Source organism: Streptomyces adelaidensis (assembly GCF_016598475.1).
Classification (GTDB): domain Bacteria; phylum Actinomycetota; class Actinomycetes; order Streptomycetales; family Streptomycetaceae; genus Streptomyces; species Streptomyces adelaidensis.
On the sequence record NZ_JAEMUX010000016.1, the window covers coordinates 24307 to 44927 of the forward strand.

Annotated in this window: 17 protein-coding genes; 5 read left to right on the top strand and 12 right to left on the bottom strand. The window is 71.5% G+C overall.

What is annotated here, in order from left to right; genetic code table 11:
• Positions 1-107: 107 nt before the first annotated feature.
• Together I8N67_RS12020 and I8N67_RS12025 are read left to right on the top strand one after the other, a co-directional pair.
• Positions 108-1145 (top strand): hypothetical protein, encoded by a 1038-nt coding sequence (locus I8N67_RS12020; protein ID WP_200302910.1) that lies wholly within the window; start codon positions 108-110, stop codon positions 1143-1145.
• Between the two features lie 3 nt (positions 1146-1148).
• The gene (locus I8N67_RS12025) at positions 1149-1754 is read left to right on the top strand and encodes a hypothetical protein (RefSeq protein ID WP_200302911.1); all 606 of its coding nucleotides are present in this window, start codon (positions 1149-1151) and stop codon (positions 1752-1754) included.
• 438 nt (positions 1755-2192) lie between these two features.
• Here I8N67_RS12025 and I8N67_RS12030 read toward each other — a convergent pair whose 3' ends face one another.
• The 7 genes from I8N67_RS12030 to pdhA all read right to left on the bottom strand — a co-directional run bounded on the left by I8N67_RS12030 (position 2193) and on the right by pdhA (position 10707).
• Positions 2193-3419 (bottom strand): IS30 family transposase, encoded by a 1227-nt coding sequence (locus I8N67_RS12030; protein WP_200302912.1) that lies wholly within the window; start codon positions 3417-3419, stop codon positions 2193-2195.
• A gap of 148 nt (positions 3420-3567) precedes the next feature.
• Positions 3568-4659 carry a potassium channel family protein gene (locus I8N67_RS12035; RefSeq protein ID WP_200302913.1) on the bottom strand — a complete coding sequence of 364 codons (1092 nt, stop codon included), beginning with the start codon at positions 4657-4659 and terminating at the stop codon, positions 3568-3570.
• A 111-nt stretch (positions 4660-4770) separates the two neighbouring features.
• A complete protein-coding gene (locus tag I8N67_RS12040) occupies positions 4771-6123 on the bottom strand; it encodes a molybdopterin molybdotransferase MoeA (protein ID WP_200302914.1) in 1353 nt (450 codons plus the stop codon).
• Positions 6120-7082 (bottom strand): NTP transferase domain-containing protein, encoded by a 963-nt coding sequence (locus I8N67_RS12045; RefSeq protein ID WP_200302916.1) that lies wholly within the window; start codon positions 7080-7082, stop codon positions 6120-6122. The genes I8N67_RS12040 and I8N67_RS12045 overlap by 4 nt, the downstream gene beginning before the upstream one ends.
• A 96-nt stretch (positions 7083-7178) precedes the next feature.
• Entirely contained in the window at positions 7179-8570 is a 1392-nt protein-coding gene (locus tag I8N67_RS12050; RefSeq protein ID WP_200302918.1) for a dihydrolipoamide acetyltransferase family protein, read from the bottom strand.
• Positions 8570-9574, bottom strand: a complete 1005-nt coding sequence (locus I8N67_RS12055) for an alpha-ketoacid dehydrogenase subunit beta (RefSeq protein WP_200302919.1) — start codon at positions 9572-9574, stop codon at positions 8570-8572. Before I8N67_RS12055 ends, I8N67_RS12050 begins: the two co-directional genes overlap by 1 nt.
• Positions 9571-10707 (bottom strand): pyruvate dehydrogenase (acetyl-transferring) E1 component subunit alpha, encoded by a 1137-nt coding sequence (pdhA, locus tag I8N67_RS12060; RefSeq protein ID WP_200302920.1) that lies wholly within the window; start codon positions 10705-10707, stop codon positions 9571-9573. Before pdhA ends, I8N67_RS12055 begins: the two co-directional genes overlap by 4 nt.
• A 189-nt stretch (positions 10708-10896) precedes the next feature.
• Here pdhA and I8N67_RS12065 point away from each other — a divergent pair, with 189 nt between their 5' ends.
• On the top strand, positions 10897-11382 hold the full coding sequence (locus I8N67_RS12065; RefSeq protein WP_200303011.1) for an Lrp/AsnC family transcriptional regulator: 486 nt from the start codon (positions 10897-10899) through the stop codon (positions 11380-11382).
• A gap of 77 nt (positions 11383-11459) precedes the next feature.
• On the opposite strand, the gene I8N67_RS12070 is transcribed toward I8N67_RS12065, so the two are convergent.
• Both I8N67_RS12070 and I8N67_RS12075 read right to left on the bottom strand, forming a co-directional pair.
• On the bottom strand, positions 11460-12050 hold the full coding sequence (locus I8N67_RS12070; RefSeq protein WP_200302921.1) for a TetR/AcrR family transcriptional regulator: 591 nt from the start codon (positions 12048-12050) through the stop codon (positions 11460-11462).
• Complete coding sequence (locus I8N67_RS12075; protein WP_200302922.1) at positions 12047-13564, bottom strand: 3-hydroxyacyl-CoA dehydrogenase; 1518 nt, start codon at positions 13562-13564, stop codon at positions 12047-12049. The genes I8N67_RS12070 and I8N67_RS12075 overlap by 4 nt, the downstream gene beginning before the upstream one ends.
• A gap of 147 nt (positions 13565-13711) precedes the next feature.
• Between I8N67_RS12075 and paaN the strand changes: the two genes are divergently transcribed.
• Positions 13712-15418, top strand: coding sequence for a phenylacetic acid degradation protein PaaN (gene paaN / locus I8N67_RS12080; RefSeq protein WP_200302923.1), 1707 nt, complete (start codon positions 13712-13714; stop codon positions 15416-15418).
• Positions 15419-15457: 39 nt separating this feature from the next.
• On the opposite strand, the gene I8N67_RS12085 is transcribed toward paaN, so the two are convergent.
• The 3 genes from I8N67_RS12085 to I8N67_RS12095 are packed head-to-tail and all read right to left on the bottom strand — an operon-like array spanning position 15458 to position 18728.
• Complete coding sequence (locus I8N67_RS12085; RefSeq protein WP_200302924.1) at positions 15458-16261, bottom strand: TrmH family RNA methyltransferase; 804 nt, start codon at positions 16259-16261, stop codon at positions 15458-15460.
• A complete protein-coding gene (locus I8N67_RS12090; protein WP_200302926.1) occupies positions 16258-17538 on the bottom strand; it encodes an HTTM domain-containing protein in 1281 nt (426 codons plus the stop codon). The genes I8N67_RS12085 and I8N67_RS12090 overlap by 4 nt, the downstream gene beginning before the upstream one ends.
• A gap of 50 nt (positions 17539-17588) precedes the next feature.
• A complete protein-coding gene (locus I8N67_RS12095; RefSeq protein WP_200302927.1) occupies positions 17589-18728 on the bottom strand; it encodes a DUF5819 family protein in 1140 nt (379 codons plus the stop codon).
• Positions 18729-19340: 612 nt separating this feature from the next.
• On the opposite strand from I8N67_RS12095, the gene I8N67_RS12100 reads away from it, so the two are divergent.
• On the top strand, positions 19341-20555 hold the full coding sequence (locus tag I8N67_RS12100; protein ID WP_200302929.1) for an acyl-CoA dehydrogenase family protein: 1215 nt from the start codon (positions 19341-19343) through the stop codon (positions 20553-20555).
• Positions 20556-20621 lie beyond the last annotated feature (66 nt).

A 20621-nucleotide genomic window follows, 5' to 3' on the forward strand; every position in this document is an offset into this window, starting at 1 on the left:
TTCCCGTCAGCGGTACCAGGAGGGCATCCCAGCCGTCCCCCGCTGTCAGACTCTCCCTCGACAGCCGGACGGGCCCCATCGCCGCGAACACCGTCCTCTTCGGGGTCATGATTTCCCTGTTCGGCCTGAGCTGGGACATCCAGTGGCACGTCGACGTCGGCCCGGACACGTTCTTCACACTCTCGCACGTCATGTTGTACGCGGGCAGCGCCTTCGCCGGTCTCGCCAGCCTGGCCATGGTCCTGATCGCGACCGCCGCTCAGCGCGCAGGCCAGTCCGTGGACCAGTTCCCGGGCGGCAAGCCCGTACGTGTCCTCGGCGGAGCCTTTCGAGCCCCGCTGGGCTATCTGATCGCCGGTACGGGTGCCGCGCTGTTCCTTCTCTTCGGGCTTCTGGATCTGTGGTGGCACTCGCTGTACGGCTTTGACGCGGTGCTGGGCTCGCCGCCCCACGTCGGGCTGTTCCTCTCGATCTCCTTCACCATGGTGGGGAGCATCATCGTCTTCGCCGCGGCGCATGACACCCGTTGGGGCCGAGCAGGCCTGATCGTCAGTATCCCGGTGCTCATCGTCTTCACCCCGATCACGACGGCGGCTTTCAACGGGCTCCCGCTGCCCGTCGACCCGCAACTCGTCGGCAACATCCTGTTCGCCACCCTGCTGCTGATCATGGGTACGCTCATCATCGGCCGGCGGAGCACCGCGCTGATGATCGCTGCGGCCCTCGGTTCCCTGCAACTCGTCCTGTGGTGGTTCTCGCCCTGGGCGGCCCACGCCTACGCCGACTCGCAAGGCCTGCCCCTGCGCGACAACCTCCGTGACGAAGCGCCCCAAATGCCTGCCGGCATTCCGGCGTTCATGCTCCTCGCGGCAGCGACCGTCACGGCACTGCTGTGGCTGAGCAAGAAGCAGGGCTGGTCGGGCCGCATCGCGCCGCAGATCATGGGCGCCGCAGGCGGAGCCGTCATCGGCCTCTCCCTCCCCATCCAGGCTGCCCTGTTCGGCGATTCCAGCCCGACCGCGGGCGAGTTGCTGACGATGACAGCGGTCGGTCTGGTGACAGGCGTCCTCGCGGGATTCGTCGCCGCCCGACTCGCTGTCCTGCTGCGGGAAAATTCCACCGGACCCGTCACGAAGGACCGATGACCCATGAGCTCCTCACGTTCGCGACTCTCCTTCGCCGTAGCGTCGACATCCCGGCGGGTCCTGGGCCACGCGCGCCGTCTGGTGCCGGCCGTCATCGTCGCAGTCGCCCTGTTGGGGGTGTCGACCGCACCGGCCTCGGCGTACGCCCCGGTCGGCATCGTCCACACCGAGCGGGTGCAGGCAGGGCCCTACACGGTCACCGTCGGGTTCTCCGAGTGGCCCCTGCGGGCCATGCAGTCACTCGACTTCACGTTCGCGCCGGACGGCGGCATCGCGGGAAAGTCAGGCACGCTCACTGTCGACGGGCCCGGCGTCGAAGCCAACATGCAGGAGAACCCGCTGAGCCGGCACCCCCGCAAGCGGGATGTATGGGGCCTGGACGTCCAGGCCCTGCCGGAACCCGGTACGTGGAGCTTCACTTTCGACATCGACGGCCGGGCCGGCCACGGCAGCGGTACCCTGCGCGACGTCCCTGTGCTCGAACAGCCGGGCCCGCCGTTGGCCGTCAGCTGGGCCGTCTGCGCGCTCCCGCTCGTCGGAATGCTCACTTACCTCACGGTGGGCTGGCGACGCAACAAGCCTTCGGAGAAGGTGGCCACACTCATTTGATCCGGCCCAGGTCGTACCACGGTCACTGTCGGCCGGGCTCAGCTCGACTCCCGCACTACCAGGGGGCGGCCGAGGGGAGACCCCGGCCGACGATCCCTCCTCTCCCCGGAGTGAGGAGGCGAGAGGTCGGGCGGCGTTCGACTGGTCCAAGGGCGAGGTGGTGAGCGGCGGGGCGGCAAAGCGGCCGTGGGAATGTCGTCGACGCCGAGACGGCAAGGTCGCCGGGCAGGGCGAGAACCCAGCCTGCGGGCGCCCGCGGCGACCGCACATGACGCCGCGCGGCTGCTCCGTCGCCCTGAAACGCGGGGCCTGCCCGGTAGGGCGTCACCGACGCAGCGATGGCCGGGACAGCAGGTGTTCGGCCTGGAGCCGCCCAAACGTCCGCCAGCGGGCGGATGCGGTGAATTCGAGGGGTCGTTGCAACACGTGGTTGGTTGTTCAGGCCGCGAGCAGTTTAGACAGGCGCTCGGCTGGGGTTTCCCAGCCGAGTGTTTTGCGTGGGCGGCTGTTGAGTTCGGCGGCCACTGCGTCGAGGTCTTCGCGGGTGTGCCGGGCCAGGTTGGTGCCCTTGGGGAAGTACTGGCGGAGCAGGCCGTTGACGTTCTCGTTCGAGCCGCGCTGCCAGGGACTGCCGGGGTTGCAGAAGTAGACCGGGATGTCGGTGGCGATGCTGAAGGCGTGGTGAGCGGCCATCTCGGATCCCTGGTCCCAGGTGAGGGACCGCAGCAGGTGGGGCGGCAGGGTCTTCACGGTGTCGGTCAGAGCGTCGCGCAGACTCTCGGCGCTGTGGTCGCCGGGCAGGTGGACCAGCATCAGGTAGCGGGTGCTGCGTTCGACCAGGGTACCGATCGCGGATCCTCTGTTCGCTCCGATGATGAGGTCCCCTTCCCAGTGGCCGGGCACGGCCCGGTCGTCGGCCTCCGCGGGGCGGTCGCTGATCATGACCATCGGGGTGGAGAAGCGGGGCTGGCGCTTGGCTGCCTGGCGGTGGGGCCGGCGGCGCGCGCGTCCGGTCCGCAGGGCCCCGGTGAGTTCGCGCCGTAGTTCGCCGCGGCCCCGGACGTAGAGGGACTGATAGACCGTCTCGTGGGTCACATGCATCTCCGGCCGGTCGGGGAACCGTCTACGAAGAGCGTGGCAGATCTGTTCAGGGCTCCACCGCAGGGTGAGGTGGTCCTGGATGAACTCCCGCAGTTCGGGGTTCTGGCCGATCTTGCCGGGCTTGGGACGGGGCCGTCGTTGCTCGGCGCGACGCTGGGCGGCATGCGGCCGGTAGACCCATCGGGAACCGTCCCCGCGCAGGGCCATGCCGTTGCGGCGTATCTCCCGGCTGACGGTGGACGGACTACGGCCCAGCTCGGCCGCGATGGCCCGGACGGTGGCCTTCTCCCGCAGCCGGTCGGCTATGTGGATGCGCTCGTCCTCGCGTAGGTGTCTGGACACGCCGGAAGCCGAAGCCTCCTCGGTGACCGGAGGCTTCGGCTTCCCGGTGGGCGGCGAGTGCCAGCCGTTGCGCCATCTCTTGCCGGTCCGCACGTTGATGCCGACGATCCGGCAGGCTTCCGTGCTGCTGTACCCCTGCTGCATGAGCTGAAGGTATGCCTCGCGCTCACGCGTCAGACGGCGCCCCTTCCGGTTCCGGTCCTCCCGGATCTCGAAGTCCATCGCATCCCCTGAGCTGGGGTGTTGCGACAACCACTAGAACTCAAGGTATGGCCGGGGGCGTTCCCATGCCCACGACGGCCACAACCGCCAGAACGGCCACGACGGCCTACGCGGCCCTCCACCGGCCGTGACGGCCTCGCCCGTCCCGCTACGGCAGATGCTTGGTCTCGGGGGTGACCTTCGTGCTCGGCGTGGCGCGGACGATGGTGATGAGCCGGTCCGTCAACTGGAGCTCGCCGATGGACTGATCGTCGTAACCGAGCACCCGGTGGCCGCGCAGCACGCTGACCACCAGATCCTCCGTCTCCCGTACGTTGCGCCCCACCTCGGCTTTTATGACCGGCCGTTCGACGATGTCGAGCCCACTGCCCTGCTGGATGAGGTCCTCCATGACCATGCCGGCGGCGGGGCTGAGCACGGAGAGCCCGAGGAGCCGTCCGGCCGCGCTGGCACTGGTGATGACGACATCGGCCCCGGACTGCTTCAGCAGCGGCGCGTTCTCCTCCTCCCGTACGGCGGCCACGATCTTCGCCTTGCGGTTGAGCTGGCGGGCGGTCAGCGTGACCAGTACGGCGGTGTCGTCCCGCGCGGTCGAGATGATGATCTGCCGCGCCTTCTGCGCCTCGGCCTGCAACAGCACATCGCTACGGGTCGCGTCGCCGACGACCCCCGTGTATCCGTCGGCCGTCGCCGCCTCGATGACCTTGGAGCTGGGGTCCACGACGACGACCTGCTCCTTCTTCAGCCCCGTCGCACAGACGGTCTGGATCGCCGAGCGCCCCTTCGTCCCGAAGCCGACGACAACGGTGTGCTCCCTCAAGGCCGCCCTCCAGCGGTTCAGTCGCCATTCCTCACGCGTGCGCTCCGTGAGGACCTCCAGCGTGGTTCCGACCAGGATGATCAGGAACAGCACACGCAGCGGCGTGATCACGAAGATGTTGGTGAACCGGGCGGCGTCGCTGACCGGGGTGATATCGCCGTATCCGGTGGTGGAGAGGGTGACGGTGGCGTAGTAGAACGCGTCGAGCAGGTCGACGGCGCCGTCCGAGTTGTCGGTGTATCCCTCACGGTCGGCATAGACGATGAACGCGGTCGCGAACAGCACGAACAACGCCATCGCCAGCCGCTTGCCGACCTGACGGATCGGGCGCTCGACCTCTCTTCTCGGCATTCTCACCTGGTGGGTCACGAGACGCTCGTCCGCGTTGCGGGCGATCACGTCATGGCCCGGCAGTTTCACGTGAAACACTCCCCGTTTCGGCGTACGTCCCCTGGCGGCGCTTCGCCCCGGCCTCCCCGTTGTTTCACGTGAAACACCTTGGTCCCATGGTCAGTTGGGCGGGTGGATGTTTCACGTGAAACACACCTGGATCCCCGCTGTCGCCCAGGGCAGATCGAGCAGTTCCAGCTCCTGTCCGGAGCGGGCGCCGCCGGGCGGCACAACAGCGAGGGCGTCGGCGGTGGCGATGCCGCGGAGCATAGCGGGGCCGTTGTAGTGCAGCGGCACGGCATCGTCACCACGCAGGGAGACGGGGATGAGCCGGGTGTCGTACGGGTGCCCGTGCACCCCCTCCCGCAGCGGCATCGCGTACGGCTCCGGGGCGGCGCGTCCGGCGAGGGTCCGCAGCAGGGGCTCGGCAAGCGTGAACAGTCCGGAGACGGCGGCCAGGGGATTGCCGGGCAGCCCGACGAGGTGCTGGTCCTGCTTGATACGGGCCAGCAGCATGGGGTGGCCCGGGCGCACCTTCACACCGTTGACGAGGAGTTCCGCGCCGACGCGGCGCAGGGTGGGGTGCACGTGGTCGACGGGTCCGGCGGCCGTGCCGCCCGTGGTGACGATGAGGTCGGCTGAGGACTTCTTCACGGCCCGGTACAGGGCGTCGGCGTCGTCCCCGAGGCGGCGTACGGCGGTGACCTCGGCGCCGAGTGCCCGGAGCCAGGACGGCAGCATCGGGCCGAGGGCGTCCCGGATCAGGCCCTCGCGCGGGAGGCCGTCGGTGAGCAGTTCATCGCCCAGGACGAGCAGTTCGACGCGCGGGCGGGGGAGCACGGTCAGCGTGTCGTACCCGGCGGCCGCCGCGAGTCCGAGCGCGGCCGGGGTGATCTGGGTGCCGAGCGGCAGCAGTTGGTCGCCGTTGCGGCACTCCTGGCCCCGTGGGCGGATGTCCTGCCCGTGTGCCAGGTCCCGGGTCGGGTGAAGCCGCCCGTTGGCGTCCGTGCGGCCGTGCTCACTGCGCAGGACGGCGGTCGTGTCGGGCGGGATGCGCGCGCCGGTGGCGATGCGGACCGCCTCGCCGTCGGTGAGCCGCCCGGGCCCGGCGTGCCCTGCCAGCACACCGTCCTCCCGTACGTCCCAGGGGCCGGGGCCGGCGACCGCCCAGCCGTCCATCGCGGAGGTGTCGAAGGAGGGGAGGTCGGTGAGGGCGGTGAGAGGGACGGCGAGGACGAGCCCGAGGGCTTTGTCGAGGGTGACGGACACGGGGGCCCGGCGCCCGGCCGAGCGGGCGGCGCGCTCGGCGACGGCGCGGGCCTCGGGCCAGGAGGTGGCCTGGTGGTGGGAGTCGTCCTTGGCGGGGCGCGCGGGTTCGCCCGCTGCCGGGGCTACTCGGGCGGAGCGGGGCTCACCCGGTCCGTGGGCGGCCCTGTCGTTGGCCACGGCCAGTGCCTCCTCCACGTCGAGTTCCTCGGCGTCCTGGGCGGTCATCCGGCGTCCGGGGCGGCGTCGGGGGCGGGGGTGGTGTCGGGGGCAGGGGTGGTGTCCGAGCCGGGCCCAGGCTTGGCGTCGGGGGTTTCGGGGGTGTCCTCGTCGGCCCAGCGGAGGGCCAGGGCCGAGGCCTTGCGGGCAGCTTCGCTGACCGCCTCGGGGCCTCCCCCGGCCAGGGCTGCCGCGTAACCGGCGAGGAACGTGGTCAGCGGGGCGGCGGGCCGGGCCACGCTGTGCGCGGCGTCACGGGCGAGATCGAGCAGCTCGGTGATGTCGACGTCGAGGTCGATACCCAGCTCGTCCTTGACTGCGGAAATCCATTCATCCAACACGTGGCCATGCTCCCTGATCCGTGCGCGGGCGGCGGCGATGTCGTCCCAGGTGTCGCAGTCGAAGGACGCGACCGGGTCGGTGATGCGGGTGAGACGGAGCGCGGCGGTCAGCCGCCTCAGCGGAAGCCCGGCCAGGCCTTCGTGCTCGTCGGCGAGCCGGGCGAGCTCCCGGCGCAGGGACTCGGCCCGGTAGGCGGCCACGAGGGGCTGGTCACGGCCGTCGGGGTCGGTGACCAGGACGCCGTCGGCGGAACCCGCGCTGCTCCGGAGGGCATCGAGCAGTCGCCGTACCTTCTCCTCGTCCAGGAACGGCAGGTCGGCGGAGAGGACGACGACCGAGGGCGCGGTGGTATGCCGGAGTCCGGCGTCCAGCGCGGCGAGCGGTCCGCCGCCGGGCGGCTCCTCGCGGGCCCAGCGCACGGGCCGCGCGGTGGGGCGGGGGCCGGCGACGACGACGGTCGCCCCGGCTCCGGCGCAGGCGGCCAGGACTCTGTCGAGCAGGGCCCGTCCGCCCACGCGCACACCGGGTTTGTCGGCGCCGCCGAGCCGCCGGGCGGCGCCTCCGGCGAGCACGACGGCGTCGAACGCCTCGGTACCGGGGCCGCCCGGGGGCTCGTACACGGTCACCCCCCGAGTATGCGTGCCGTCACGATCACAGGGAACGCTGGGGAGGCCGCGCCGTCCCGGTCGATCGGCGCCGGGGAAGGGGGAGAAGCCGGTGGATCAGAGTGTGCGCAGGAGCACCGCCGGCTGTTCGACGCAGTCCGCCACGTACCGCAGGAAGCCGCCCGCCGTACCGCCGTCGCACACCCGGTGGTCGAAGGTGAGCGAGAGCTGCACGACCTGCCGTACCGCCAGTTCGCCTTGGTGCACCCAGGGCTTGGGGACGATACGGCCGACGCCGAGCATGGCTGCCTCGGGATGGTTGATGATCGGCGTGGAGCCGTCGACGCCGAAGACTCCGTAGTTGTTGAGGGTGAAGGTCCCGCCGGTCAGCTCGCCGGGGGTCAGCGTCCCCGTCCGCGCGGCCTCGGTGAGCCGGGCGAACTCGGCGCCCAGCGACTCCGCGTCCCTGCTGTGCGCGTCCCGTACGACCGGCACGACCAGGCCCCGTTCCGTCTGCGCGGCGAACCCGAGGTGCACCCGGTCGAGCCGTACGACTTCGCGGGCCTGCAGGTCGACCGTCGAGTTGAGCTCCGGGTGGCGGGCCAGGGCGGCGGTGCAGATCCGGGCGAGCAGCGCGAGGAGGGAGATCTTCGGGCCGCCGGCCGCGTTCATCGCCGTGCGGGCGGCCATCAGCTCCGTCGCGTCGGCGTCCACCCAGCAGGTCGCGTCGGGGATCTCGCGCCGGCTCCGGGAGAGCTTGTCGGCGACGGCGCCCCGGATGCCGCGCAGGGGGATGCCGGTGCCGGAGAGGGGCTCCGCGCGCGTGGGTGCGGTGACGCCACCCGACTGCGCGGCCGACTGCCCGCCCGGCCGCACGGCTGGCTGCGCGGCCACGGCCTGCGGCGCCCGGGCCGAGAGGGTGGCGGCCCGCAGCGCGTGCTCCACGTCCGCCCGCAGGATCAGCCCCTCGGGGCCCGAGCCGTGCAACTTCCGCAGATCCAGGCCGTTCTCGCGGGCGAGACGGCGGACGAGCGGGGAGATGACGGGCACGGGTCCGTCCGGCCCGGCCGGGCGCGCGTGGGCGGCGGGCGGCGGCGCGGTTGCCGTCTCGACGAGAGCGGGCCGTGCCGCGGACATCGCGGGCATCGGCGACCGGACGGGTTCCCCCGGCCGCACCCGCCTGCGCCGCGCCGGAGGCGCACCGGTGCCATAGCCGACCAGCACGTTGCCGGAGCCCTCGTCGGCGGTGGCGCCGGAGGCGGGCGGGCCCACGGCGACCGTCAGGAGGGGCGCGCCGACGGGCAGTTCCGTGCCCTCCTCGCCGAAGCGGGCGGTGACGACGCCGCCGTAGGGGCAGGGGACCTCGACCATCGCCTTGGCCGTCTCGACCTCGACGACCGGCTGGTCGATGGCGACGACGTCCCCGACCTGGACGAGCCAGCGGACGATCTCGGCCTCGGTGAGCCCCTCGCCGAGGTCGGGCAGCTTGAACTCCAGCACCTGTGCCATCAGTTCCCCGCCTCCCACTGCAGGCGCCCCACCGCGTCCAGGATCCGGTCGACGCCGGGCAGGTGGTGGCGCTCCAGCATCGGCGGCGGATACGGGATGTCGAACCCGGCGACGCGCAGCACGGGCGCCTCAAGGTGGTGGAAGCAGCGCTCGGTGACGCGGGCCGCGATCTCACCGCCCGGTCCGCCGTAGGAGCCGGACTCGTGGACGACCACCGCGCGCCCGGTCCGTCGTACCGAGGCGGCGACCGTCTCGTCGTCGAAGGGCACCAGGGAGCGCAGGTCGACGACTTCGAGGTCCCAGCCCTCGGCCGTGGCCGCCTCGGCGGCCTCCAGACAGACGGGCAGGGACGGCCCGTAGGTGATGAGGGTGGCGCTGCGGCCGGCGCGGCGCACGACCGCGCGGCCGATCGGCTCGACGGCCTGCGGTTCCTCGGGGTTCCAGGAGTCCTTCGACCAGTACAGGCGCTTGGGCTCCAGGAAGACGACCGGGTCGTCGGAGGCGATGGCGGCGCGCAGCAGCCCGTAGGCGTCGGCGACCGTGGCTGGCGTGACGACATGGAGCCCCGGAGTCGCCATGTAGTACGCCTCGGAGGAGTCGCTGTGGTGCTCGACGCCGCCGATGCCGCCGCCGTACGGGACGCGGATGGTGATCGGCAGCGGCATCGCCCCGCGCGTGCGGTTGCGCATACGGGCGACATGGCTGATGAGCTGCTCGAACGCCGGGTAGGCGAACGCGTCGAACTGCATCTCCACGACCGGCCGGAGCCCGTACATGGCCATGCCGACGGCTGTGCCGAGGATGCCCGCCTCGGCGAGCGGGGTGTCGGTGACCCGGTCCTCGCCGAACTCCTTCGCTAGCCCCTCGGTGACGCGGAACACACCGCCGAGGGCGCCGACGTCCTCGCCCATGACGTGCACGGCCGGATCGGCCGTCATGGCGTCGCGCAACGCGCGGGTGAGCGCCTGCGCCATGGTGGCGGGCTTGAGCGCGACGGTGGTCATCGGTGCGCCCCTTCTTGCTCCGCCGCCAGCTCGGCCCGCAGCAGGGCCTCCTGCTCGCGCAGCTGAGGGGTGGGCTCGGCGTACACATGGGCGAACAGGTCCATGGGGTCGAGCACCGGGTCCTGGTTCATGCGCTCGCGCAGGTCGGCCGCCATCGTCTCGGCGGCGTCGCGTGCGGCCCGGACGCCGTCCTCGTCGAGGAGTCCACGCTCGGTCAGCTCGTGCTCCAGGAGCGCGATCGGGTCGTGCGCGCGCCAGGTCTCGACCTCGTCGGCGCCTCGGTAGCGGGTCGCGTCGTCGGCGTTGGTGTGGGCGTCGATGCGGTACGTCACCGCCTCGACCAGCGTGGGACCGCCACCCGCGCGCGCGTGGGCGACGGCTTCGCCGAGCACCTGGTGCACGGCCGCCGCGTCGTTGCCGTCGACCAGGCGGCCCGGCATCCCGTAGCCGACGGCCTTGTGGGCGAGCGACGGGGCGGCGGTCTGCTTGGCGAGCGGCACGGAGATCGCGAAGCCGTTGTTCTGGACGAGGAAGACGACCGGGGACTGCCAGACGGCGGCGAAGTTGAGCGCCTCATGGAAGTCGCCCTCGCTGGTCCCGCCGTCGCCGACCAGGGCGAGCGCGACCACGTCGTCGCCCTTGAGGCGGGCCGCGTGCGCGAGGCCCACGGCGTGCGGGAGCTGGGTGGCGAGCGGGGTGCACAGGGGCGCGATGCGGTGCTCGTGGGGGTCGTAGCCGGTGTGCCAGTCACCGCGCAGCAGCGTGAGCGCCTGCACGGGGTCGAGGCCCCGGGCGACGGCGGCGAGCGTGTCGCGGTAGCTCGGGAAGAGCCAGTCGCGCTCCTTCAGGACGAGCGCGGCGGCGACCTCACAGGCCTCTTGGCCGGTACTGGAGGGGTAGACCGCCAGCCGGCCCTGCTTCGTCAGGGCCGTGGCCTGGGTGTTGTAGCGGCGGCCGCGCACCAGCTCGGCGTAGAGCCGGCGCAGCAGCGCGGGGTCCACGTCGGCCGCGGCCTCGGTGCCGAGCACCCGGTACGGCCGCGCGTCGGGCAGCAGCGGCGCCGGGTTCGTGCGGGGCCGCCAGGCGGGCGGCGGTGTCGGGCGGTACGCGCCCCGCTGCTCCATGACCGTCATACGGCACCTCCTCATGGGAGTGGCTCCGGGAGACGGCACGGCTGTGACGCGTCTCACCTACCGATTGTTCGGTCGTTGACGCATTTTGGCTACAGGCACCCTCAGGCTGTGGACAAACGGTTCTGCACAGCCTCAAATGAACGCAGTACGTCCATGGTAGAGAGGCGGGGGCGCATGGCACCTGAACAAATGGCCGAGCCGCCGGAGCACGGCCCGGCCCTGCCGGCCCCTCGACCGCTGGACGCCATAGATCAGGACATCCTGCGCATGCTCCAGGGCGACGGCCGCGCCTCGATACGGTCCGTCGCCGAACGTGTGCACGTCTCCCGCGCCAATGCCTACGCCCGCATCAACCGCCTCATCGAGGACGGCGTGATCCGCGGCTTCGGGGCGCGCGTGAACCACGAACGCGCCGGCAAGGGAACCTCGGCCTACATCACCCTCAAGATCGTGCAGAACTCCTGGCGCACGGTCCGCGAGCAGCTGCGCCAACTGCCCGGCGCCGCCCACATCGCGCTGGTGGGCGGCGACTACGACGTCCTGCTCCTGGTCCACACCTCGGACAACCGGGCCCTGCGCGAGGTCGTACTCACCAAGCTCCAGGCCATCCCGGAGGTGCGCAGCACCCGGACGCTGCTGGTGTTCGAGGAGGAGGACGTGGAACCGGAGGGGTGAGCGGAGGCGGAGGGCGTGAGCGGAGGCGCAGGGCGTGAGCGGAGGCGCAGGGCGTAAATGGGGGGCGCGTGGGGTGATCAGTCCTGGGCGCGCAGCCCCGTGAACACCAGGTGTGCCACCGCCTCGGACACTTCCCGCTCGCCCATGCCCCGCCCCTCCGGCCGGTACCACTCCACGATCGAGTTGATCATCCCGAAGACCAGCCGGGTCGCGAGCCGCACCTCCACATCGCCGCGTACGTCGCCGTCGGCGGCCGCGGCCTTCAGCAGCTCGGCGACCTGGTGGTCGAAGTCGCGGCGCCGCTCCAGGGCCCAGCGCTCGGTGCCGGTGTTGCCGCGCACACGCAGCAGCAGCGTCACATAGGGCAGGTCGCTGATGAGGACCTCGACCATGCGCCGTACGACGTGCTCCAGACGCTCGACCGCCCGTCCCGCGCGCGCGGGTTCCTCGTCGAGGATCCCGAAGAGGCCGTCCAGCGCCCGGCTGACGGCCCGGCGCAGCAGCTCCTCCTTGCCCGTGACGTGGTGGTATATCGACGACTTGGAGATGCCCGCCGCCTTGGACAGGTGCTCCATGGAGGTGCCGTCGTAACCGCGTTCGTTGAAGACCCGGACGGCGACGGAGAGCAGCGTCTCCGGGGTGTACGTGTCGCGCTTGGCGGTGGTCATGAGGAGGTGCCCTCCCGCTTGTCGGAGGCGTAGGCGTGGCGGTAGAGCGCCAGGGACGGCGCGTAACGCCCGGAGGGGTCGCGCAGGTGCAGGTCGTCCAGGAGGGCGTACGCCCAGTTGCGGCCCAGCTTCCGGCTCCATTCGAAGGGCCCGAGCGGGTAGTTGACGCCCAGGCGCATCGCCGTGTCGATGTCCTCCTCGGTGGCCACGCCCTTGGCGACGGCGTCGTGCGCCAGATCGACGATCCGGGCCACCGTGCGGGCGACGATCATGCCCGGGGCGTCCCCGATGACGCTGACGTCCTTGCCGAGCGCCTGGAAGAGACCGATGGCCTCGACGAGCGTCTGTGAGGACGTGTCCTGGGACGCCGACAGGGCGATACGGGTGGCCCGGCGGTAGTCGAGCGACAGGTCGAAGTAGACGACGTCCCGGAACTCCACGGAGGTCTGCCCGTCGGCGAGGGCCAGCTGGCCGCCGCCCGGCAGCACCAGCCGTGTGCCGTGGTCCTCTTCCTCCTCCCGGATGCCGATGCCCGCCTCCCGGATCAGCGTGAGCAGTTCGGCCGCGGGACCCAGGTCGCCCTCCACGACGACGTACGCGGGCCGCTGGGCGGGCTCCGCTGTGTGCGGCTCGGGGCTCTCGGCGTCGTCCGCGTAGTCGTACCAGCCCTGTCCGGTCTTGCGGCCGAGCCGGCCGGACTCGACGAGCCGCCGCTGGGCCAGCGAGGGCGTGAAGCGCACGTCCTGGAAGAAGGCCTGCCACACGGAGTGGGTGACGGATTCGTTGACGTCCTGCCCGATGAGGTCGGTCAGTTCGAAGGCGCCCATCCGGAAACCACCGCACTCGCGCAGGATCGCGTCGATGGTGACGGGATCGGCGGCCTGCGCCTCGTACACCGCGAAGGCCTCGGCGTAGAACGGCCGTGCGAGACGGTTGACGATGAAACCCGGGGTGTCGGCGCAGGCGACCGGCGTCTTGCCCCAGGCGCGTGCCATCTCGTACGCGCGCGTGGCCGACGTGACATCGGTGGCGAACCCGGATACGACCTCGACGAGGGGCAGCAGTGGCGCGGGGTTGAAGAAGTGCAGGCCCACGAGACGGCCCGGGTTGCGCAGCGCGCCGGCGACGGCCGTGACGGAGAGGGAGGAGGTGTTGGTGGCGAGCAGGCAGTCCGCGCCCACCACGTCCTCCAGCGCGCGGAACAGCTCCTGTTTCACATCGAGCCGTTCCAGGACCGCCTCGATGACGAGGGAGCAGTCCGCGAGGTCGGCGAGGCGCTCGGCGGGGAGCAGCCGGACACGCGCGGCGTCCCGGTCGGCGCCGGTCATGCGGTCCTTCGCGACGAGCCGGTCGAGCCGGGCGCCGATCGCGTCGGCCGCCTCCCGGGCCCGGCCGGGGACGGTGTCGTACAGCCGTACGGAGTGGCCCGCTACCAGCGCGACCTGGGCGATGCCCTGGCCCATGGTGCCGGTGCCGACGACGGCCACGGGGCTGCTGAGGTCGAGTGCTGTCATGTGCGCGATCCTCCCGCACGGGGTTGTCCACAGATGCGGCGGACCCCCTTGTCCCGACCGATCGTTCGGTTACTCTAGCCCTGTCAGCCTGTTCCTGCCCAGGTCAGAGCCCAACGAAGAGCCCCTGACACGAGGAGTTGGTCACGCATGGCCGCCGAACCGTCCGCGCACTCCCTGATCGCCGAGCACCGGCCGACCCTCGACCAGGCGCTGGAAGCTATCCGCACGCGCGCGTACTGGTCCCCCCACCCCGAGCACCCCAAGGCGTACGGCGAGAACGGCAGCCTGGGCATGGCCGAGGGCAAGGCCGCCTTCGACGCCCGCCTCGGCACCCGCCTCGACCTCGGCCAGCCCGGCACCGACGACTGGGTCGGCGGCGAGACCTCCCCGTACGGCATCGAGCTGGGCGTCACGTACCCGCACGCGGACATCGACACGCTGCTGCCCGCGATGAAGGCCGGCCAGCGCGCGTGGCGCGACGCGGGCGCTCAGGTGCGCGCGGTGGTGTGTGTGGAGATCCTCAAGCGGATCAGCGACCGCACCCACGAGTTCGCGCACGCGGTCATGCACACCAGCGGCCAGGCCTTCATGATGGCCTTCCAGGCCGGCGGCCCGCACGCCCAGGACCGAGGCCTGGAAGCGGTGGCGTACGCGTACGCGGAGCAGGTCCGCACCCCCGACAACGCCGAGTGGACCAAGCCCCAGGGCAAGCGCGACCCGCTCGCACTCAGCAAGCGGTTCAAGCCCGTCCCGCGCGGCATCGCCCTCGTCATCGGCTGCAACACCTTCCCCACGTGGAACGGCTACCCGGGCCTCTTCGCCTCCCTCGCCACCGGCAACGCGGTCCTCGTGAAGCCCCATCCGCGCGCGGTGCTGCCCCTCGCCCTCACCGTCCAGGTCGCCCGCGAGGTCCTCACCGAGACCGGCTTCGACCCCAACCTCGTCGCCCTGGCGGCCGAACGCCCCGGTGAGGGCATCGCCAAGGACCTGGCCACCCGCCCCGAGATCCGCATCATCGACTACACCGGATCGACGTCCTTCGGCGACTGGCTGGAGGCCAACGCCCGCCAGGCGGAGGTCTACACGGAGAAGGCCGGCGTCAACACGGTGCTCGTCGACTCCACCGACGACTACAAGGGCATGCTCTCCAACCTGGCCTTCTCCCTCTCCCTGTACAGCGGCCAGATGTGCACCACCCCGCAGAACCTGCTCATCCCCCGCGACGGCATCACCACCGACGCGGGCCCCAAGTCCTACGACGAGGTCGTCGCCGATCTCGCCAGGTCCGTCGGCGGACTGCTGGGCGACGACGCGCGCGCGAACGCCCTGCTCGGCGCGATCGTCAACCCCGACGTCAAGGCCCGCCTGGAAGCCGCCGCCGGACTCGGCGAAGTCGCCCTCGCCTCACGCGAGATCAGCAACCCGGACTTCCCCACCGCGGTCGTCCGTACGCCGGTGATCGTCAAGCTCGACGGCGCGCGGAAGTACTGGGAGCGGACCGACGACGAGGCCGCCTACATGAGCGAGTGCTTCGGGCCCGTGTCGTTCGCCGTCGCCGTCGACTCGGCCGCCGACGGGGTGGAGCTGCTGCGCCGGACCATCAGCGACAAGGGAGCGATGACCGTCGGCGCGTACACCACCTCGGACGAGGTCGCCGAGGCCGTCGAGGAGGTCTGCCTGGAGGAGTGCGCGCAGCTGTCCCTGAACCTCACGGGCGGCGTGTACGTGAACCAGACCGCCGCGTTCTCCGACTTCCACGGGTCGGGCGGGAATCCGGCGGCGAACGCGGCACTGTGCGACGGGGCGTTCGTGGCGAACCGGTTCCGGGTGGTGGAGGTGCGGAGCGAGGCGTAGGGCTCCGCGGGGCAGCCCCTGAAGAGCGCGGTCGCACGGTCAAAGGGCGCGATGCGTGCCCTGCGCCGCGCTCCAGTGGTACAGCGTCATCGCCACGCTCGTCGCCAGGTTGTAGCTCGACACCTGGGGGCGCATCGGCAGGGACAGCAAGTGGTCGGCTCGGGCGCGGAGTTCGGCGGAGAGGCCGCCGCGCTCGGAGCCGAAGGCGAGGACCGCGTCGTCCGGAAGCTTCAGACCGCGGATGTCGTCACCCTCGGGGTCGAGCGCGAAAAGCGGCCCCGGAGGCAGGTCCACCACCTCCAGGCGCTCCACGGCGGTCGCGAAGTGCAGGCCCGCCCCGCCGCGCACGACCGTGGCGTGCCAGGGGTCCAGGGTGCCCGTGGTGACCACTCCGGTCGCCCCGAAACCGGCGGCCAGCCGGATCACGGCGCCCGCGTTGCCCAGGTTGCGCGGGTTGTCGAGGACGACGACGGGGGCGGTGCGCGGGGTGTGGGCGAGGGCCGCCAGATTGGTCGCGCGCGAGGGCCGTACGGCCAGAGCAGCGACCGCTGTGGGGTGCGGACGCGCCACGAGCGTCCGGTACGTCTTCTCCGGGACCTCCTGCAAGAGACCCGCCAGCCGGTCCCGTACATCAGGGGCCAGCTCGTCGGCGAGCGCGAGCGCCGCCGCACGATCGGCGGTGACCGCCACCGGGACCTCGGCGCCGAAACGCACGGCGTGCTTGAGGGCGTGGAAGCCGTCCAGCAGAACGGAGGTGCCGGCGAGGCGGCGCCAGGTGGGTAGGGGGTCGGCCGCCGGACCCCCTGGCGGCTCATCCGCTGGTGCGCTCGCCGGATCGTTCATGCAGTGAAGCCTACGTGCGCCTCCTCGGACGCCTCCTGCTGGTTCTGCTTCTGCTGGTTCTGCTTCTGCGACGGGGGCGGTGAGTCCTGCTCACGCGGACCAGGCAGCGCACGGCCGCGCCCCGGCAGCACGCGACGCACCACGCGGTCACGCGCGCCTGCCACCCAGCCGCCCAGGCGCTTCAGGAAGGGCGTCGGCAGGAAGACGGCGTCGGCCGCGATCATCGCGAGCGAGAAGAACGGCAGCCCCAGCACGACGGCGATCACAGCGTGCTCGGTCATCATGACCGCCAGCAGGATGTTCTTGACGCGCCGGTTGAAGAGCGTGAACGGGAAGGCGACCTGCGCGATGACCGTTCCGTACGTCACCAGCATCACCATCGTGCCGCTGGACGTCATCAGGTCGGAGAGCGCGGCCCAGGGCGAGAAGTAGTCCAGGTGGAGCGGGTAGTAGGCGGCCGTACCGTCCTGCCAGCGCGCCCCCTGGACCTTGTACCAGCCGGCGGCCGCGTAGATCAGACACGCCTCGGCCATGATCACGACCAGCGCGGCGTTGTGCACGAGATTGCCGACGATGTCGAGCAGCACGCGGGGCTTGATGTCCGACTCGGCGCGCCGCACGGCCCACCACAGGCCGTGCACCGCCCACAGCCCCCAGAAGATCGTGAGCCAGCCGCCCAGGAGGCCACCGGGCACGAGGCCCCCGAACGTCGCCACGAGCAGCGCGAAGCCGAGCGCGCACCACAGGATGGGGCCGACGAGGTCCTCCGGCGCCCGGCCGTCCCGCTCCTGGCGCTCGCGCGTGCGCCGTGCGCGCCGCGCGTCCAGGGACCAGACCTGGGCGCAGCGGGTGAAGACGAGGTAGATCGCCATGAGGTGGATGACGTTGTCGCCGCCGTCGCCCATGAAGACGCTGCGGTTCTGCAGCGAGAGGACGCCCACCATGAACAGCACGCTCGCGGCCCGGGTCCGCCAGCCGAGCAGCAGCAGGAGACCCGACAGCATGGCGAGGGCGTAGACGATCTCGAACCACACCATGCTGTCCGACCACATCAACACCGAGAAGGCGTCGTTGTTCGCGGTCAGCTGCTGGGCCAGCTCCCAGCTCCAGGGCCCGTCGGGGCCGTACAGCTCACGCCGGTGCGGGAACTCGCGCAGCAGGAACAACAGCCAGGTCGCGGCGAAGCCGATCCGGACGATCGCGCTCTGGTACGGGCCCAGGGCACGGTCCGTGACCCGGGGGATCCCGTTGCCGACCACGGCGGCGAGACGGTTCATGGGGCCTACCGGGGGGTTCGGGCGCGTGGCGTCCGGCGAGTTCGTGGAGCTCATTCGGCGCTCGCCTCCGTCCGACCGGTGACGGCCTGGTCTGCGGCGTCGGCGTCGGCGTCGGCGTCGGCACGGGGCTTGGCGTCGGCGTCCGCGTCCGCGTCCGTCCTGTCGTTGTCGGTGACCGACCACCAGGACAGCTCACGGACGACCGGCTTGTCGGACACCTGTTCCTCGCTCCACTCGGGTGACGGCACGTTGGTGCTTCGGGACCGGACCTGGATCCGCGTGATGACACCACCGGGGCCGGCGGCCTGCTCGCGGTCCAGGCGCATCACCACGATGCGGCGCAGATAGCGCTCGGACAGGCCGCCGCGCGATCCCGTGGCACGGTTCTCGGCGTCATGCGTGGCGAGGAAGAAGTCCCAGGCCCGGCGCAGCTCGTTCTGCTGGGTGTGGCTCGGCATCAGGTTGCGGTCGATGGCGTCGCCGTCCAGCGCCGACAGGTCGTACCAGCCGGTCTCGCGGACCTCTCCGTCCGCGGTGCGAACCTCGGCGCGCACCTGCACCGCGATGTTCTGTTGCAACGGGTTCGGCGCGAACAGCTTCCAGTTCTGCTCGAACTCCGGGTACACCCACTCGTCGACCGCCCGGCCGTGCTGCTTCGTCAGCGTGTTCGAGGGCGCTATATGCAGAAACACCAGCCCGAGGTGCGCGCAGGTCCCCACCGCCACGACGGCGAGCACCAGCGCCACGGTGATCTGGTACGGGAGCGAAAGCGCGGCGATACCGGCGGCCGGCCGTGCCGCTTCCGCTATGTGCTCGGCTTGCGGCGGGGGTGCGGGTGCGGGGGGCGGTGCCGGGGCGTGGGGGGAGAGCTCGGCCTGCGGGTTCTCATCGCCGGGTGCGGGCTTCTCGGGGACGGCCGGTTCCTTTGCTTCCGCACCGGAGTCGCCCCGGGAAACTCCGGAGGCGGACCGCCGATCACCGGAACGCCGATCGCCGGCATCGTCGCCGGTGGAAGCGTCGCTGACGGAAGCGCGGCTGGTAGAACCCTCGCTGACGGAAGCGCGGCTGGTGGAAGCCTCGTCGGCCGAATCGTGGCTGGTAGAAGCCTCGTCGGCGGGCTTCGCGGCGGCGGACCCCTCGGCCTCGTCCGGCCCACGCCGGGTATTCGAGACCTCGTCGTACGCGTCCATTCCGCCCCGCTCCCCGATTCCCACTACCTGGCCCGCTTCCCCACCGGAACCTACTCAGCCGCGCCCCTCCGGCACAGCCCCGATGGCCCCAGCAGTCACATCGTCACACCGCTCACACGGCACCCACGAGGTTATCCACAGCGGGGGCCACCTTACGGCGCGGTGGTCCATCATTGAGCCCCACGGCCGAGCTGACCGAACGCTCGGTAGGTACGCTTGGGTCGAGGCAGTGCTTCCGGCGCCTCGGGCTGAAGCCGCACTCTCCCATCTGGCGGATGCCGAATGTCTGACCCTGCGGGTCAGGCCGACCACCGACATGGATCCGGAGGGCGGCCATGGCCATCCGGCACTCGGCTTCGGAGTCAAGGCTGATCGAGTCGCCCTGCTCGCCGAGCCGCCAGTCGGGTGACCTCGCGTGGCGAAGTGGCCGACGGTCGAGGGTTGGTGGTCGGGAGTTGGTGGTCGCGAGTTGGGAGTCGGCGGTCGGCGGTCGGCGTAGCGAGGGGAAGTGGGGGAAGTGGGGCCCGCCCTCGGCCACCCCACACCATTCCCTTCTTCTAGAACCTGTTCTATCTTGACGCCCCGTCATCGGCGACACGGAAGGGCGGAACCGTGGACTTCACCTTCACCGAGGAGCAGCAGGCGGCGGCCGAGGCGGCGAGGGCGGTGTTCGCCGGGGTCGTGCCGGACGGGGTGCCCAGTCCGTCGCTCGTGCCAGGGGCCGTGGCCGACGGCTTCGACCGGCCGCTGTGGGCGAAGCTCGCCGATGCGGACCTGCTCAGCCTGCTGCTGAGCCCCTCCTACGGCGGCTCGGGGCTCGACGCCATCGCCCTCTGCCTGGTGCTGCGCGAGTCGGCGAAGGTGCTGGCCAGGGTGCCGTTGCTGGAGAGCAGCGCGGCTGCGGTGACCGTACAGGCGCACGGGAGCGAGGAGTTGAAGACGGAACTGCTCGCGCGCGCGGGCCGGGGCGAGGTCGTACTGACCGTCGCCGCACACGGCCGCACCGGCCACGACCCGGCCGAACTGGCCGTGACCGCGCGGCGGGAGGACGACGGCGCCTGGGTCCTGGACGGCGTCCAGACCGCGGTGCCGTGGGCGTACGACGCAGACTTCCTCGTCGTACCGGCGACGATCGCGCCCGAGTCCGCCGCACCCCACGTCTCCGGCCACTCCGGCATCTCTGACATCTCCGGCGACGAAGCCGCGCACGGCGCCGACGGCCGGGTCGTGCTCGCGCTCGTGCCCCGGGGCCATGAGGGGGCGACGCTCGCCGAGCAGATCTCCACGGCCGGTGAACGGCTGGCCGAGCTACGGCTGGAGTCGGCTCGGATCGCCGGACGGAACGTCATCGACGCGGAGGGCGCGTGGGAGCGGCTACGGGAGTTGCTGGCCACCGGGACGTGCGCGCTGGCGCTCGGGCTCGGCGAGGGCGTACTGGACATGACCAGCGATTACGCCGGCAAGCGGGAGCAGTTCGGGTTCCCGATCGCCTCGTTCCAGGCCGTCGCCGTACAGGCCGCCGACCGCTTCATCGACCTGCGCGCGATGGAGGCGACGCTGTGGCAGGCCGCCTGGCGGATCAGTTCGGGTGCGGGGGGCGCCCTGCCTTCGGCCGGTGATGTCGCCGTGGCCAAGATCTGGGCCTCGGAGGGCGTACGACGGGTCGTGCAGACCGCCCAGCATCTGCACGGCGGCTTCGGCGCCGACGTCGACTACCCGCTGCACCGCTACCACGCCTGGGCCAAGCACCTCGAACTGTCACTCGGCCCGGCAGCGGCATACGAGGAGGCACTCGGCGACCTGTTGGCCGCACACCCGCTGGGCTGAGCGCCGCGCACGCCGCCACTGGGAGCGCGCACGCCTTGTCTGCGCGCTCCAGCTCGCCCGGCCCGG

Excerpts from the sequence above, each read along its gene's own strand:
- I8N67_RS12020 (WP_200302910.1), top strand. The coding sequence starts at position 108 with ATGATTTCCCTGTTCGGCCTGAGCTGGGACATCCAGTGGCACGTCGAC.
- I8N67_RS12025 (WP_200302911.1), top strand. The coding sequence starts at position 1,149 with ATGAGCTCCTCACGTTCGCGACTCTCCTTCGCCGTAGCGTCGACATCC.
- I8N67_RS12030 (WP_200302912.1), bottom strand. The coding sequence starts at position 3,419 with ATGGACTTCGAGATCCGGGAGGACCGGAACCGGAAGGGGCGCCGTCTG.
- I8N67_RS12040 (WP_200302914.1), bottom strand. The coding sequence starts at position 6,123 with ATGACCGCCCAGGACGCCGAGGAACTCGACGTGGAGGAGGCACTGGCC.
- I8N67_RS12050 (WP_200302918.1), bottom strand. The coding sequence starts at position 8,570 with ATGGCACAGGTGCTGGAGTTCAAGCTGCCCGACCTCGGCGAGGGGCTC.
- I8N67_RS12055 (WP_200302919.1), bottom strand. The coding sequence starts at position 9,574 with ATGACCACCGTCGCGCTCAAGCCCGCCACCATGGCGCAGGCGCTCACC.
- pdhA (WP_200302920.1), bottom strand. The coding sequence starts at position 10,707 with ATGACGGTCATGGAGCAGCGGGGCGCGTACCGCCCGACACCGCCGCCC.
- I8N67_RS12065 (WP_200303011.1), top strand. The coding sequence starts at position 10,897 with ATGGCCGAGCCGCCGGAGCACGGCCCGGCCCTGCCGGCCCCTCGACCG.
- I8N67_RS12070 (WP_200302921.1), bottom strand. The coding sequence starts at position 12,050 with ATGACCACCGCCAAGCGCGACACGTACACCCCGGAGACGCTGCTCTCC.
- I8N67_RS12075 (WP_200302922.1), bottom strand. The coding sequence starts at position 13,564 with ATGACAGCACTCGACCTCAGCAGCCCCGTGGCCGTCGTCGGCACCGGC.
- paaN (WP_200302923.1), top strand. The coding sequence starts at position 13,712 with ATGGCCGCCGAACCGTCCGCGCACTCCCTGATCGCCGAGCACCGGCCG.
- I8N67_RS12085 (WP_200302924.1), bottom strand. The coding sequence starts at position 16,261 with ATGAACGATCCGGCGAGCGCACCAGCGGATGAGCCGCCAGGGGGTCCG.
- I8N67_RS12090 (WP_200302926.1), bottom strand. The coding sequence starts at position 17,538 with ATGAACCGTCTCGCCGCCGTGGTCGGCAACGGGATCCCCCGGGTCACG.
- I8N67_RS12095 (WP_200302927.1), bottom strand. The coding sequence starts at position 18,728 with ATGGACGCGTACGACGAGGTCTCGAATACCCGGCGTGGGCCGGACGAG.